Below are 14,571 nucleotides of genomic sequence, written 5' to 3' on the forward strand. Positions count from 1 at the left end.
AATGAAGAAAATCCTGTCTTTTCTTTTTGCTTCTGCTTTACTGATTTCATGTAATAGTGGCCATCAGAAATTATCACAAAACGAATATGATGCCCTTTCAGACGAACAAAAAAGAAGTTCAGCGTATGCATTAGAAGGAATTGATTTAGGGGATAAGGATTTAGAAGTTACACTTTTTGCATCAGAACCAATGATGCGAAATCCTACCAACATGGATATAGATTCCAAGGGAAGAGTATGGATTTGTGAGGGGTATAATTACAGGTCTAAGCTTAATCCTAAAAATACGATAGATGAGGAAGGTGATAGAATCTTAATTCTGGAAGACACGGATGGAGATGGAAAAGCAGATAAAAGCAAGGTTTTCTATCAGGGCAAAGACATTAATGCTGCTTTAGGAATAGGCGTGTTTGGAAATAAAGTGGTGGTTTCTGTGAGTCCTTATGTTTTTGTTTTTACAGATGAGGACGGAGACGATGTAGCAGACAAAAAAGAAATTTTGTTCGAAGGAATTGGCGGAGAAGACCACGACCACGGAATGCATGCATTTACTTTTGGACCAGATGGGAAATTCTACTTTAATTATGGAAATGCAGGAAAGGGTTTGTTGACTAAAAATGGGAAACCGCTTTATGATAGTAAAGGAAGAGTGATGAGATCCGATGGTAAACCATACAGAGAAGGCATGGTTTATAGGGCAGATTTGAAAGGCAACAATGTCGAATTGTTGGCTTGGAACTTTAGAAATAATTACGAGGTAGCTGTAGATTCTTATGGTCTCATGTGGCAATCTGACAACGATGACGATGGCAATAGAGGGGTTAGGATAAACTATGTCATGGATTACGGAAATTATGGCTTTAAAGATGAAATGACAGGCTCAGACTGGAGAACCAGAAGGGTAAATATGGAGGATTCCATTCCATTGAGACATTGGCACTTAAACGACCCTGGTGTTGTGCCTAATGTACTTCAAACCTATGCAGGTTCTCCTACCGGAATGGTCGTTTATGAAGGTAAACTACTTCCTGAAAAATATCAGAATCAGATGATTCATACAGATGCTGGGCCAAACGTGGTACGAGCATATCCTGTTACGGATGATGGTGCAGGATACACGGCCAAGATTTTAAATATATTGGATGGGTCTAAAAGGGATAGATGGTTTAGACCTTCAGATTTGACAGTGGCACCTGATGGCTCCTTGTTTATTTCAGATTGGTACGACCCGGGCGTGGGTGGGCATGCCATTGGCGATCAGAACAGAGGAAGAATTTATAGAGTAGCTCCTAAAGGAAATACTTATAAAGTTAACAAGCCAGATTTTGAAAGTCTGGCAGGAAACATTATGGCTTTACAAAGCCCAAATGTTGCTACCAGATATATAGCATGGAATAAACTTCATGATATGGGAACCGAAGCAGAGGATGGTTTAAAAGAGCTTTATAAGTCCACTGACCCTCGAATGAGAGCCAGAGCCTTATGGTTATTAAGTAAACTTCCTAATGGCAAAGATTATCTTACAGAGGCCTCAAAAGATGCAGATGCTCATATCAGGATTGTTTCTGTAAGAGCGGCTAGAGAATTAAAAGGAGATTTCTCCACCTTGTATAATGAACTGGCCGCAGATGCTTCGGCTCAGGTGAGAAGAGAGGTGGCATTGGCTATTCGTTATAAAAGTGCTCCAGAAATATGGCTAAAATTAGCGTCCATGTATGATGGGAAAGATAGATGGTATTTGGAAGCGTTGGGCATAGCCGCAGAGGATCAATGGAACGATTACTTATCTAAATATTTAGATGCCGTAGATGATGGATGGGCTACTTCTTCAGCAGCAAAAGATATAGTTTGGAGAAGTAGAAGTTCTAGAACCTTAGATTTACTTGGACAGATAATAGCTAATGAACCTATGGATACTAAGTGGAGGTATTACCGAGCCATGGATTTTCAAAAAACTGGCGACAAGAATGGCATTCTGCTAAACCTGTTAGGCAAAGCAAAGGAAGTGGAAGAGAAGACTGTTATTTTCCGACAACTTGACATCAATGATCTTGGGGCTTATCCTAAATTAAAAGATGAGGTTTCTAACTTTGTGAACGAATTAAGTAGTGAAGACTTCCTAGATATAGTGGCCAAATTTGACCTAAAGGGTCAAAAAGAAGGACTCCTTAAGATTCTTAGAACGGACATTGAAACAAGCAATATTCAATCTGCTGCCAACACTTTTGTGAAATTTTATGGCATGGATGAAGTAAAGAGCCTTTGTCTGGATTCGGATATTGCAAAAGCGAAAAATGCAACCGAACGTTTTGGTGCTGTGGATTCTGAACCAATAACCAATTTGTTAATTAGTATTTTTCAAAATCCTAAATTGGATTTATCTCTAAGACAAGAAGCTATGAAGGCCATGAATGGCTGGGACAGCGAGTCGCGTCTATGGGAATTAATTAAGGCAGACAAAGTACCCGCAGACGTAATGGATATAGCCAAGGATCATATGATGAGAACTTGGCATCAAGACATCAGAGCAAAGGCTTCTGAGTTTTTTGGCGAAGACGAAGAATCAAAACTCGACCTTGCCAAAATGATAAAACAAACTGGTGATGTGGCCGAAGGGAAGAAGACCTTTGAAATGTTATGTTCCTCGTGCCACTTGGCAAGTGGAAAAGGCGTGGACTTTGGACCTGGACTTAGTCAAATAGGAGCGAAGCTATCTAAAGAAGGTCTTTATAATGCTATACTTAATCCTTCCGAGGGAATGGGTTTTGGATACGAAACTCAGGAGATAAAATTAAAGGACGGTACGCAGTTTCAGGCGATCGTGACTTCTAAGACTGAAAATGAATTAAATGTTAAACTTTTAGGACAATCTGAACAAACTATTTATTTACTGAAAGATGTAACCTCCGTAAAGCAGTTAAATATATCTCTTATGCCTAAATTTCCTTTCGAAGAGAAACAATTGGTAGATTTAGTGAGTTATCTGTCAAGTTTGAAGTAGATTAGGAATATTAAAGTGTGATTTTTTCTTGAGACCAAAATACCATTTAAAACCGTGGGAAATAGCTTGGCAGCGTAAACTGCGAGATTGGAAAGAATCACGCTTTGGTTTGAAGCTTATTCAGCGGATGCCAGCGAATTTATTAAGTAAAATACCCTATGAAGCTATCCCTTTCTGGATAGCTTCTGTGTTAGTGGGTCTTGTATCTGTAGGCTATGAGAAAGCTTTTGAATTTGTAGAAACGACCAGCATAGCTATCTTTGAATTTAATCCCTATTTAATTTTTGTAATAGCCCCGGTTTTTATGTTTTTAAGCTGGTATCTGGTGCAGCGATATGAGAAAAATGCCGGAGGTTCGGGTATTCCGCAGCTCATGGCAGCAGTCAATATTGCGGGTACTAGAAATGGTTTATTGGTGGATAAGCTTCTGAACCTGAAAATCATTTTAATTAAAATTGTTAGCAGTTTAGCATTATTGCTAGGTGGAGGTGCTATCGGGAGAGAAGGCCCAATGCTCCAAATTTCAGGTTCTATATTTGAAACGGTTTATAGGTTAATTCCAGAGAAATGGCCGAAGGTTTCTCAAAAAGTGATGCTTATTACCGGGGGAGCTTCTGGATTGGCAGCGGCGTTTAATACACCACTTGGGGGGATAGTTTATGTGGTGGAAGAGCTCACAAAATCACATATAGGTAAATTTCGTACTGCGGTTTTTGGAGCCGTTATCATCTCTGGTCTTACGGCTCAGTTGTTTCTTGGATCTTACCTTTTTTTAGGTTTTCCTAAAATAAGTAAATTGCCTTTTTTAAGTTTATTTTGGGTAGCTGGTTTTGCATTTATTTCCGGCTATTTAGGCTCCGTTTTCACCAAAGGCATTACAGAAATTTCAAAATTAAGGAAGAAAGTTAAAAAAGGAGGCCACCAGGTTTTGTTTGTTTTAGGCATTTCGATGCTCTTTGCCGCCTTAGTCTTTTTTACAGGGAATTTTTCTATGGGTACAGGAAAGCATTTAATTAATGAAATACTGTTTACCAGTGAGGAATTACCTTGGTTTATGCTTCCTGCTAGAATGATTGGCAGTTTGCTCTCATTTAGTATTGGTGGAGCTGGAGGTATTTTTTCCACCAGCTTATCATCAGGAGCGGCGTTAGGTCATTTGCTCGTAAGTACGTTTCATATGGGCCAAGAGAACCATAATCTTATGGTGTTAGTTTGTATGATTGGCTTCCTTACTGGAGTAACGAGATCTCCCTTTACAGCAGCTATTTTGGTGCTTGAAATGACAGATAGACACTCCGCCATTTTCTATTTTTTATTGGCCGGCATGGTGGCTAATGTAGCAGCCAACTTGATATCTACCAGTTCCTTTTACGCTCAGAAAGAAACAGAAATTTTTAAAGAGCTAGGATTGAGAACTAAATCAAAATCCTAGATCAATTCTTGTTTGAATATCGTTGTTTGGAAAGCCCAAGCCAGATGGTAAACTGGCTGGAGTATATCGTTCTAAATTAGGGTCATAAAGACCATTCTTAATAAACAATGTTATCAGATCTAATTCGTTTTCTGTTAGATTCAGTGGCTTAAAGTTAGGGTCTAATTGAGCATTAGGAACTACAGGATTCTCAGAGACCCCTTTGTTTTTATAGGCAACCACATCCCTTATTGATGTAAAAGATGCTCCATGTCCGTAAAAGGGAGAATCTTTTAAATTATAAATTTGAGGTATCTTAAACTTATACATGTCTTCAGGTCTGTTTGTAAAGCCTCCTCGACCTTTGTGTTCCACACTTTGATCAGTAACGTTATATACCTCTAGGTTTCCGTAGCTGCCTTTGGTTAAATCCTTCATGCCAATAGCCTTAAACTCCATGTTTGCTAAAGATGGTCCGTTATGGCAACTGGCACAGTTACCCTTACCAAAGAACAAAATAGCTCCTTGTTTTTCTTCATCTAGCAGTGCGTTATAGTCTCCTTTTAACCATTGCTGAAATGGCGATTGATTTGACAATAAAACCCTTTCATAAGCGGCCATTGCTAAAGAGCCATTCTTGTTTAACTCTTGAGGATTATTAAAACTTGTTTCGTCAAATGCCTTAATATAGAGATCTTTGTAGTTGCCTACATTGCTCATGAAAATCTTGTCGATCATTAATCTATGAACATCTCGACCCGCTATAGCTTGAGTTTCTATACCTTCAAAACCGAGTTTGTTCGTTGCTTTTGGGGTTCCAGCTGTCCAAGAAGCTTCTGTACCAATGTTTTTGTCCGTTCCGCCAAATTGACCATTCCAAAGAACTAATTTTTGATAAGCTAAATTCATAGCAGAGGGAGACCTAATAGGTTGCACGTCAATATTGGCATCGGCATATGCAGGGTTTTTCTTTCTGGCTTCACCATAATGACCAAATCCTATACCACCTTCGCCTATACCCTGTGGCATACAAGCTTGGAAACCCGCTTTGGCATGATGACAGCTGGCACAAGAATAGGTATTCATACCAATAGACTTGGTAGGATGTTGACCAATGCCCGTTTCATGAAATAATAGTTTACCCAGTTCTACTTTTGCAGCGGTAAGTTTATTTAGGGGATCTTGAGGTATCTTAGAGAAATCATCACTAGAAGGCATTTGATAAAATGATTTACCCACTCCATCTGAACTGGCTATAAGAGCATTCTCAAGGGCAATGTCGATGTCGTTAGCCTTAATCTCTAATTCATCTTTAGGGTTACAAGACCAAAAAATAGATGCAGACACTATAATTAGGATTGCTTGGTAGAACTTTTTATACATAATAGTTAGATAAGTGAGCTTCCTTTTGTGCTGCAAAAATCAATCCAGAACAGTTCTTAAAAGGGACCAAAATTAAATAGAAATACTTTCAGTACCATTCTGTAGACCTGTGTGACGATAGTGAAATTGAAAATCAAAAAGCATATTATTCATTTTTTGAATGGCATGTTTCTTGACTAGGCTCTTTTAGGTAGGAATATTGTATATTTCGCTGTAAGAATTGGAGTTCTTTCTAAATTAATATAAATTTCGGATGAAATTTGATTGTGGTGAATAATAGGAAAGAACTAAAGTTTGGTGGAATACTTTTAGCGGTTTGCTTTTTGGCGAACCTCTTCTTAGTTCCTACTATACTTTTAAGCTTGCTAGAAAGAGAGGGTGATATTACCACCGCATCTCATTTAAGTAAAGCAGAAGGACCTCAAATTTTAGAAATAAAGATGTCAATGGCTCTCCCTTATGCTTCTGAATGGGATGCTCCTAAAAAAGGGAATGGGCTTTTAGAAAAAAATGGCGAGTTCTATACATTGGTAGAAAGGAATTTTGCTAATGATACGCTCTATTTTAAGTATATAAAAAACAATAACGCTAGAGAAATCTTTAGTATGCTATCTGATAGTGTAGGTGCTAGTGAAGACGACCCACTGAATCAGAATTCTGATAGTCGCTCTCTGTTATCCAATTGGATGTTTTTGAAGCTTAAGACAAATTCAGATGATGGATTTCAGTATTTGAATCTTTATTTCACAGAAAAACAGCGAGTGATTTTTTGTCATAATGCTGCTTTTAACTCCGTCATATCTCTAATTGATACGCCTCCTCCGCAACTAATTTAATGTAAGGGCTAAATTTAAAAATCACCAATAGAGCATGTTGGTGCATTGCTGTATACATTAAATTATAATCAAGATGTTAAAAAAACTACTTGCAATATTACTATTGCTTATCATTCCTTATATATATGTTTCTGCACAAGGCTGTGTGGCTATTAGGCACTTTTCTACCTGTTCAGGAAACCCTAATTCTTCTCTTCAGACAGGTAAAGGTTACGCACTTTTTAGTGCCAACTATAGATATTTCAAATCGTTTAGACACTTTAGAGGAACACATGAAGAGCCAGACAGGGTGGCTAATGGCTCCGAGGTTATTAATTACAGTCATTCTTTAGATTTGAATTTTACCTATGGATTAGGAAACAAGACCTTCATTACGGCTAATCTCCCTTTAGTTTATAATGAACGCAGTTCTTTATATGAACATGGTAGAACAGAAAGGCATTCTTCGTTTTCAAAGGGCTTGGGTGATGCTAGAATAGGCGTGGGATACTGGGTGAGAGATGTAACCAAAGCTCATAACGCCAATATGTCTTTAAACTTGGGTCTTAAGCTTCCAACTGGGCAATATGGAGCTACAAGTACTTTCTATAATGTCGGTCCAAATGGAACGGATGAGCTAAGGCCAGTAGACCAATCTATTCAGCCAGGTGATGGCGGTTTTGGTGTTACTTTAGGTTTACAAGGTTTTAAGCAATTAGGAACGAGACTTAGCGTATATGGTTCTGGGTTTTATCTTTCTAATCCTAAAGAAGTCAATCATACAAGAACTTATAGAGAAACCTTAAGCCCTCTTTTAGAAAACGAGTCTATTATGTCGGTGACTGACCAATATTCCCTTTCTGCTGGACTAAGCTATTCATTTTTTAACCCAAATTTAAGCCTAAGCTTAGGGGGAAGATTTGAAGGCGTTCCTGTAAAAGATGTCATAGGAGGTAGCCTAGGGTTTAGAAGACCAGGAATGGCGGGCTCTTTAGATCCAGGGGTTGTTTTTATGAAAAATCAAGTGATGGTTAGTCTAAATGTACCGGTAGTGTTGTACAGAAACAGACCTCAGAGTTTGACAGACTTGGAAACTGAAAAACTCACGGGAACGCCAAGGGCGGGTGATGCTGCGTTTGCCGATTATCTTATCAATTTCGGTTTAACTATTGGGATAGGTCATAAAAGCATTGGCAGCCAAATACATTAAATCAGATTTAAAAGCACAAAGAGTATATGGCCGATTCATACTTCAAATGATTTCGGCTGTGTCTCATAACAAGATATATAATGATAGAAAATATAAGGTCTACTAGAAATGTAGATAAAATAAACAGAATGGCACTTTTTGTCGTGTTTTTTTGGTTTGGGTTTTTGAAAATTATTGGTGTGTCACCTGCAGAGGAATTGGTGGTAAAGTTGTTCAACTTAACACTTTCTCCATTCATGGATATTGATTCATTTCTAACTGTTTTTGGGGCTGGAGAATGTGCATTAGGGTTAATCTGGCTTTTTCCGAAACTTACCAAAATAGCATTTTATGCTCTTTTTATGCACATGATTTGTGCTTTCTTACCCTTAATTCTTCTAAGGGCAGAAATATGGCAATCTTTTATGATATTGACCTTAACAGGACAATACATTGTTAAGAATATAGTTTTGATGGCTTCTAGCTGGTATTTGTACACGAGCTATTCTGCTCTTGAAGAAACAGAGCGTTTTAATGAAACAAAACGAGAGTTAGTACACGCCTAGGTTTTAAGTTTCTTCTTTTTGGCAGCAGGAAATAATACATTATTAAGGATGAGTCTATAGCCTGCAGAATTTGGATGTAAATTCAAATCTGTGGGCTCTTCTCCCACATAATGCTGATAATCTTCTGGGTCGTGGCCACCATAGAATGTCCAAAACCCTTTGCCTACTGTTCCATGAATATATCTGGCTTCGTTTAATTCTCTGTTTTCGGCGAGTATAACTACTTCAGGTTTAATAAGGTTTTTCTTGTATGCGGTAGTTTGCCCCATAAATCCTTTAATAAGGTTATGATGGTTTTGAGTTAGCATGGTAGGAATAGGATCCCATTTTGCTGAGAATTCGAAGAGATTGAAATAGTCATTATTTTCTTGTATGCCTCTTTCTTGGCTTGTATTGTCAATATTTGAAAATTCAACGGTATACGGGTCATAAATCAAAGAGAAATCTTTAAAAGCAAAAGTGCTATTAAAATCAAGTTTAGAATCGGCGGAATGGTCGGCGGCATCACCATCATAAGGTGTTTCTACAATATCCAATCCATCTGCGGCTAAAGCGATGTCATAGGTGTCTGTGGCGTTGCACATTGCAAACATGTAGCCGCCACCTAATACGAACTCTTTTATTCTTTTAACTACGGCCAGTTTAGATTGACTCACTTTATCGTAGCCAAATTTGCTTGCTATTTCCTCTGCTTCCATTTGCTGCTGCTGATACCAGGACTGGCCTCTCATTTTAATGAATTTGCCATATTGACCAGTAAAGTCTTCATGATGGAGATGCAGCCAGTCGTATTCTGGAAGTTTTCCTTCTAATACCTCTTCGTCAAAAATCTTTTCATACTTAATTTCGGCATAGGTGAGTGCCATGGTTACGGCATCATCCCAAGGTTGAGTGCTTTTTGGTGAATAAACAGCTATTTTGGGTATCTTTTGAAGTTTAACGGCATCCATATTTGCATCTGGATTTTTTACTATCGTTAATATTTGAGCTCCGTCAGCTTCAGAAATTACTTCGTAACTAATATTTCTAATGATGCACTCGTTGATAAATTCTTGGGTCACTGGGACCATAAAACTGCCTCCTCTATAATTGAGTAACCAATCCACCTCGATTTCGTAAGTTGCCAATATCCAATAAACCAAACCATAAGATTTAAGATGGTTTGTTTGCGTATTATCCATAGGAATTAAGAGCTGATTGGCTCTGAGAGACCCAGAAATAGTCAAAAAAATGATAAGCGGCAATAAGACTCGTTTCATTGGTTTGTTAGTTTTAATTACTCTGTCCAATTTTGTAAATATAACCGATTTGGCTTCCGAATAGTGTAAGAAATGCTGTCAAATAGTTTAAAAATCAATAATTGATCCAATTAGACGAGATGAATTTAAAAGAAAATGTTGCGGAGGGATTTAGATCTATTCAAGCCAATATGCTTAGAGCAGTTTTAACGGCAGCCATCATTGCTTTTGGAATCTTGGCATTGGTAGGCATTCTTACTGCTGTAGATGGTATTCAAAATAATGTAAATCAAAGTATGGCGGGTCTTGGTGCGAATACTTTTGACATTCTAGTGGAACAGCGACAAGGACGAGGCAGTGGTATTAAGGAGAAAAAAGTTCCTCCAATAGTTTACAGAGAGGCCAAAAAATTTAAGGAGCTCTTTATGAAGGAAGAGACTGCTTTGGTGAGTGTATATACGGGTGTTACTGGAAGTGCGGAGGTAAAAAGAGGCTCCATCAAAACGAATCCTAACACCAGAATTATAGGTATAGATGAGGCGTTTTTGGGCATTAAGGCCTACGAGCTTCAAAACGGAAGAAATATTAGTCAGATAGACCTTCAATTATCCAGCAAAGTTGCGGTGATTGGATTTGAACTGGCTAAAACACTTTTTCCGAAAGAGTCTCCTTTAGAAAAGGAGATTTCGTTTTACGGAGATAAGTTTAAGGTAGTGGGTGTTCTTGATCAGAAGGGTAGTTTATCTGGAGGCGGAGATGATAGAGTTATATTAGTTCCACTGAGTGTGGGAAGGCAATATGATACCAATGGTTCATTTTCTTATGAGATAACTACTTCCGTTAAGAATGTTTCAAATATTGAAGAGGCCATAGGTGAGGCTACCGCAGTAATGAGAAGGGTGAGGGGAGATAAAATAGGTGCAGACGATAGCTTTAAGGTAGAAAGAGCCGATAGTCTGGTGAAACAAACAGAGGATATTACAGGAGGCATGCAGATAGGAGGTTTGGTTATATCTATCATTACGCTTTTAGGGGCTTCCATAGCTCTAATGAATATTATGATGGTATCTGTTACAGAAAGAACCAGAGAAATAGGCGTTAGAAAGGCTTTAGGGGCTAGCCCAATGAAAATAAGATTGCAGTTTTTAATAGAGGCGATTATTATATGCCTATTCGGTGGCATAGTAGGCGTGTTGCTAGGTATTTTGGGCGGAAACTTGGTTTCTTCACTCATGTTTGATGAATCTAGCTTTCTTGTTCCTTGGGGTTGGATTTTGATAGGCTTGGTGGTTTGTATTAGTGTAGGATTGCTTTCTGGTTTTTATCCTGCTTACAAGGCTTCAAAGCTAGATCCAATAGAATCTTTAAGATATGAATAGCAGGTAAAGTGGGCACCTAAAAAAGTTTTATAAAAAGATTTGAAAAACCTTTGTGAATAGTGTCCGATACTCTACTTTTGCACTCCCAACACGAATTAGGCCCAGATGGCGGAATTGGTAGACGCGTTGGTCTCAAACACCAATGGTAGCAATATCGTGCCGGTTCGACCCCGGCTCTGGGTACTTAAGCCTCTCTTTTTAGAGAGGCTTTTTCTTTTTAAGACGTTTCCTTATTTTGGCATGGAATTCAGCCGAATCATTTTTTGGTTATTTGCATCTTAAATTTATTGACAATTGTCAATAAATTAATATTTCTTTTTATTGAACAAAATTTCCCAACCTCATGGCATAGTTTTCCCTTTTTTCAGATTGTAATACTCAAAAGTTTTAGTAAAAATATACAATCATGAAAAAGGTTCACATAGTAAACAGCAGTTTCTCAAGAAAGAAGAATTATCAAAAGCCTAAACTAAAAAACTTAGGTTCAGTGGCGTCTCTTACCCTGAAGACGGGTTCCGTATCCGATTTTGGTTCTAATCAGTTTCAACCTTAAATCCATACGCCATGAAAAAGATAATTTTATTTTCATTTCTCTTTATGCCTTATATATTAATAGGGCAATGCGTTTGCGGGGTTGGTTGGACTGTAGCCACTGGAGCAGCCAATTTACCATCAAATAATGGTGGGATATGTGTTGATTCCGAATGGACTGGCTTTATTACAGACCATTTAGGCGGGGCATCTATTTGTGTCACAGAAAATGGAAAATGGATTCCTGCAGCTCCAGCCTTATCCGTTTCAGGGTTTTCTGGGAATTTTGATTTAGGCATTAACACCGGTGGCTTAGTGGAGATAGGTTTAGGTAATCCAGTAATTAACTTGGCAGGAAAAGTAAAGAATTACGGAGGTTCGCTTATCTGTGATACATCAAGTCCGGTCACTTTTGGAGATACTTTATGGAATAATCTAGGTGGGCTACTTACCTTTAATTCGGGTTCATTACTTACCCAAAATCTTTTAAATTCGGGTATCATAAACCTGAGTTGTAAAAGCATAGAGATTTTAGGTGCTTCTAATCTTGGAACTATTAATATTAACCAAGACTCTATCAGTATAATACATAACAGACAGTATGCCGATGGTACAACTTATTTGGTCTCTCCTATACAAATTGGCGTTTTGAATAATTTTGCTCAAGTCAATTTGCTTGGAGATAGAATTGTTGAGATAGTAGCTGGTTGTTTGATAAATAATGATGGAGAAAATGCCGTCATGGACTTTGATGTCTTAGGTGAAGCAGGAATTAGACTAGCAGGATGCACCTTGAACAATTTAAATGGAGGAAGGGTGTTGGCCGGTTATTTAGAGAGTGCTCTAGGGACAATTACGAATGCTTCTTCTGCAAGAATAGATGTAACTAGGGATCTATTTTCACACGGAGTATTTAATAATAACGGTTATATAGGAGTAGGTGCCGACCTCCAAATCGGAGTACCTGGAGCCACAAATATTCCAGGTGTTAATAACAACCAAATTATTGTGGAAGGTGATATTCTAATTAAGGGAAATATGATTAATGATGGTATCATAGCTGGAAGTGGTGAGTTTGTAGAGGGCTATATTGAACAAGTGGAAACTTGGGTAAAAAATCCTTTAGATCTTTTAGGTGCATTAATTAAGAAGGTTGTAGATGTGTTAAGAGGGGAAGATTTTCTCAGCGGTGATGGTGTCATTTGGTTGAGTAACCTTCCAAAAGATTCATTTCAACTAACCTCAATCATAGAAACTGGTGCTTTAACAAATAACACTTTAAAAACAGGGCCAACCGTAGGGGTCAATGGGGGTGTTTTTCCAGTAAAGATTCATTCTTTGAAAGGAACGCAAATCGAAAAAAGGGTTCAGCTTTCTTGGGAAGTTTCGGACTATCAGGATTTTCATTCATTTGTTTTAGAAAGAAGCAGGGATGCAAAAAGCTTTGAGGGGATTGCAATGGTTAATAATGCCAATACCTTTATTTACAATGAAAATGATATGAGCCCAATCGAAGGGGTTAACTATTATAGATTAAAACTGAGGGATATGGACGGAGGTTTTGTCTTTTCCAAGATTATTTCTGTGAATTATGAAAAAGGAGGGAGTTATATGGTCTTCGAAAACCCTGTTAAAAATAATAGGATAGAAGTAAAGACTAATATGAATAACCCGATGGTCCGCATCTCTGATATAACAGGAAGAGATATTTCTTATAACATTAACCTAACATCAGAAGGATATCAAATTAGTCCAATAAACAGTCCAAGTGGTGTCCTTCTTGTAACATTTATAAATGAAAAGGAGAGATTAACCAAAAAAGCAATTATGCGTTAAACTAAAACTAGCTTTCCTAATAAGCTGTTTTTATAATGTGATATAAGCTTGAAAAAGCTATTCTACTGACCCGCTATGTCTTCTTTTCTTAAGAAGGTATAGTGGGTTAATTTTTTACAAAGAAAAGCGAAAGCATTCTTTTTATCAAATTTTAAACTATCACTATGGTTTTGGGGTTAGGTTATCATTAAGTACATTGTTTTAATGTGCTGGTGTTTTTTATGTTTAGAACAGTTAAATCATTGAAAACTTCTTTTAAACCTCCCTTTTGGCAGTTTAACGGCCATCTTCAAACCATTTATCCGAGCTATTTTAGAACGGTAAACTTACCTTATGTGAAAGAAAGGATTGAGCTACCAGATACCGATTTTCTAGATTTAGAGTGGGTTAAAACGGGTAGCGATAGACTTATATTAGTGACCCATGGTCTAGAAGGTGATGCCGGCAGGCATTATGTCACTGGAATGATCAAGAAATTTGTAGATCAAGGTTTTGATGGTTTAGGCTGGAATTGCAGAAGTTGCAGTGGAGAAATAAATAGACTACCAAGGTTTTATCATCATGGAGATGCCGAAGATTTAAGGTATGTATTAGAATATGCCCTAAAGGAAATGAACTATAAAGAAGTAGTGGTGGCGGGGTTTAGTATGGGTGGTAGTTTAACTTTGAGACTTTTAGCCGAGCACCCAGAAAAACTACCTAAAGAAGTCATCTTTGCAGCCGTGGCATCTGTTCCATTAGATTTAAAAGATTCTGTTTTAGAACTTCAGAAAAAATGGAAACGCTTTTACATGCAGCGTTTTTTAAATAAGCTTGCTGTTAAGATTAAATATAAAGCAGGTCAGTTTCCTGATAATCCACTCCTTAATCACAAAGACCTAGATGTTCCTTCCAAAGATTTCTTTGAGTTCGATAATAAATACACGGCACCACTTCATGGCTATAAGGACGCCATGGATTTTTACAAAAAAGCATCTGCTAAGCCCATATTGGGAAACATTAATGTACCTACTTTAATTGTGCAGGCAGAAAACGACCCCTTTTTGGGAAACTCCTGTTATGATTTAGGTACCGCAGAAAATAACTGTAAGCTTCATTTGGTTAAACCCAAAAAAGGGGGGCACGTTGGTTTTATGCAGGCTGGATCCGAAAGTACTTTTGTTGAAGATTTGGCACTAAAATACTATGAGGCTATATAGAAAAAGCCTCTGAAACGTGTCAG

11 protein-coding genes and 1 tRNA gene are annotated in these 14,571 nt (G+C 37.8%); 10 read left to right on the forward strand and 2 right to left on the reverse strand.

Annotated elements, in window-relative coordinates; all coding sequences use genetic code 11:
• The first annotated feature begins 1 nt into the window (after nucleotide 1).
• Nucleotides 2–3,001 carry a PVC-type heme-binding CxxCH protein gene (locus ACTBZY_RS00520; protein ID WP_463044360.1) on the forward strand — a complete coding sequence of 1,000 codons (3,000 nt, stop codon included), beginning with the start codon at nucleotides 2–4 and terminating at the stop codon, nucleotides 2,999–3,001.
• Between the two features lie 28 nt (nucleotides 3,002–3,029).
• The gene (locus tag ACTBZY_RS00525) at nucleotides 3,030–4,433 is read left to right on the forward strand and encodes a chloride channel protein (RefSeq protein WP_463044361.1); all 1,404 of its coding nucleotides are present in this window, start codon (nucleotides 3,030–3,032) and stop codon (nucleotides 4,431–4,433) included.
• On the opposite strand, the gene ACTBZY_RS00530 is transcribed toward ACTBZY_RS00525, so the two are convergent.
• On the reverse strand, nucleotides 4,422–5,759 hold the full coding sequence (locus ACTBZY_RS00530; RefSeq protein ID WP_463044362.1) for a cytochrome-c peroxidase: 1,338 nt from the start codon (nucleotides 5,757–5,759) through the stop codon (nucleotides 4,422–4,424). The two genes, ACTBZY_RS00525 and ACTBZY_RS00530, sit on opposite strands and share 12 nt — an antisense overlap.
• 305 nt (nucleotides 5,760–6,064) lie before the next feature.
• Here ACTBZY_RS00530 and ACTBZY_RS00535 point away from each other — a divergent pair, with 305 nt between their 5' ends.
• From ACTBZY_RS00535 to ACTBZY_RS00545, 3 genes are all read left to right on the forward strand, one after another.
• The gene (locus tag ACTBZY_RS00535; protein WP_463044363.1) at nucleotides 6,065–6,631 is read left to right on the forward strand and encodes a hypothetical protein; all 567 of its coding nucleotides are present in this window, start codon (nucleotides 6,065–6,067) and stop codon (nucleotides 6,629–6,631) included.
• 73 nt (nucleotides 6,632–6,704) lie between these two features.
• A complete protein-coding gene (locus tag ACTBZY_RS00540; RefSeq protein WP_463044364.1) occupies nucleotides 6,705–7,820 on the forward strand; it encodes a TonB-dependent receptor in 1,116 nt (371 codons plus the stop codon).
• An 80-nt stretch (nucleotides 7,821–7,900) separates the two neighbouring features.
• Nucleotides 7,901–8,365 carry a hypothetical protein gene (locus ACTBZY_RS00545; protein WP_463044365.1) on the forward strand — a complete coding sequence of 155 codons (465 nt, stop codon included), beginning with the start codon at nucleotides 7,901–7,903 and terminating at the stop codon, nucleotides 8,363–8,365.
• On the opposite strand, the gene ACTBZY_RS00550 is transcribed toward ACTBZY_RS00545, so the two are convergent.
• Complete coding sequence (locus ACTBZY_RS00550; RefSeq protein WP_463044366.1) at nucleotides 8,362–9,624, reverse strand: asparagine synthetase B; 1,263 nt, start codon at nucleotides 9,622–9,624, stop codon at nucleotides 8,362–8,364. The genes ACTBZY_RS00545 and ACTBZY_RS00550 overlap by 4 nt on opposite strands.
• A 119-nt stretch (nucleotides 9,625–9,743) precedes the next feature.
• On the opposite strand from ACTBZY_RS00550, the gene ACTBZY_RS00555 reads away from it, so the two are divergent.
• From ACTBZY_RS00555 to ACTBZY_RS00575, 5 genes are all read left to right on the forward strand, one after another.
• Nucleotides 9,744–10,982: an ABC transporter permease gene (locus ACTBZY_RS00555; protein ID WP_463044367.1), complete on the forward strand. Its 1,239-nt coding sequence runs from the start codon at nucleotides 9,744–9,746 to the stop codon at nucleotides 10,980–10,982.
• Between the two features lie 99 nt (nucleotides 10,983–11,081).
• Nucleotides 11,082–11,165, forward strand: a tRNA-Leu gene (locus ACTBZY_RS00560).
• A 223-nt stretch (nucleotides 11,166–11,388) separates the two neighbouring features.
• Nucleotides 11,389–11,535, forward strand: coding sequence for a lasso RiPP family leader peptide-containing protein (locus ACTBZY_RS00565; RefSeq protein WP_463044368.1), 147 nt, complete (start codon nucleotides 11,389–11,391; stop codon nucleotides 11,533–11,535).
• Between the two features lie 11 nt (nucleotides 11,536–11,546).
• On the forward strand, nucleotides 11,547–13,349 hold the full coding sequence (locus tag ACTBZY_RS00570) for a hypothetical protein (RefSeq protein WP_463044369.1): 1,803 nt from the start codon (nucleotides 11,547–11,549) through the stop codon (nucleotides 13,347–13,349).
• Between the two features lie 242 nt (nucleotides 13,350–13,591).
• Nucleotides 13,592–14,548 (forward strand): YheT family hydrolase, encoded by a 957-nt coding sequence (locus ACTBZY_RS00575; protein WP_463044370.1) that lies wholly within the window; start codon nucleotides 13,592–13,594, stop codon nucleotides 14,546–14,548.
• The last annotated feature ends 23 nt before the right edge of the window (nucleotides 14,549–14,571 follow it).

It is taken from the genome of Arcticibacterium sp., from assembly GCF_055134445.1.

What these genes read in the sequence shown, in the direction of transcription:
- ACTBZY_RS00570 (WP_463044369.1), top strand. Translation starts at nt 11,547, where the DNA reads ATGAAAAAGATAATTTTATTTTCATTTCTCTTTATGCCTTATATATTA.
- ACTBZY_RS00555 (WP_463044367.1), top strand. Translation starts at nt 9,744, where the DNA reads ATGAATTTAAAAGAAAATGTTGCGGAGGGATTTAGATCTATTCAAGCC.
- ACTBZY_RS00545 (WP_463044365.1), top strand. Translation starts at nt 7,901, where the DNA reads ATGATAGAAAATATAAGGTCTACTAGAAATGTAGATAAAATAAACAGA.
- ACTBZY_RS00565 (WP_463044368.1), top strand. Translation starts at nt 11,389, where the DNA reads ATGAAAAAGGTTCACATAGTAAACAGCAGTTTCTCAAGAAAGAAGAAT.
- ACTBZY_RS00550 (WP_463044366.1), bottom strand. Translation starts at nt 9,624, where the DNA reads ATGAAACGAGTCTTATTGCCGCTTATCATTTTTTTGACTATTTCTGGG.
- ACTBZY_RS00520 (WP_463044360.1), top strand. Translation starts at nt 2, where the DNA reads ATGAAGAAAATCCTGTCTTTTCTTTTTGCTTCTGCTTTACTGATTTCA.
- ACTBZY_RS00540 (WP_463044364.1), top strand. Translation starts at nt 6,705, where the DNA reads ATGTTAAAAAAACTACTTGCAATATTACTATTGCTTATCATTCCTTAT.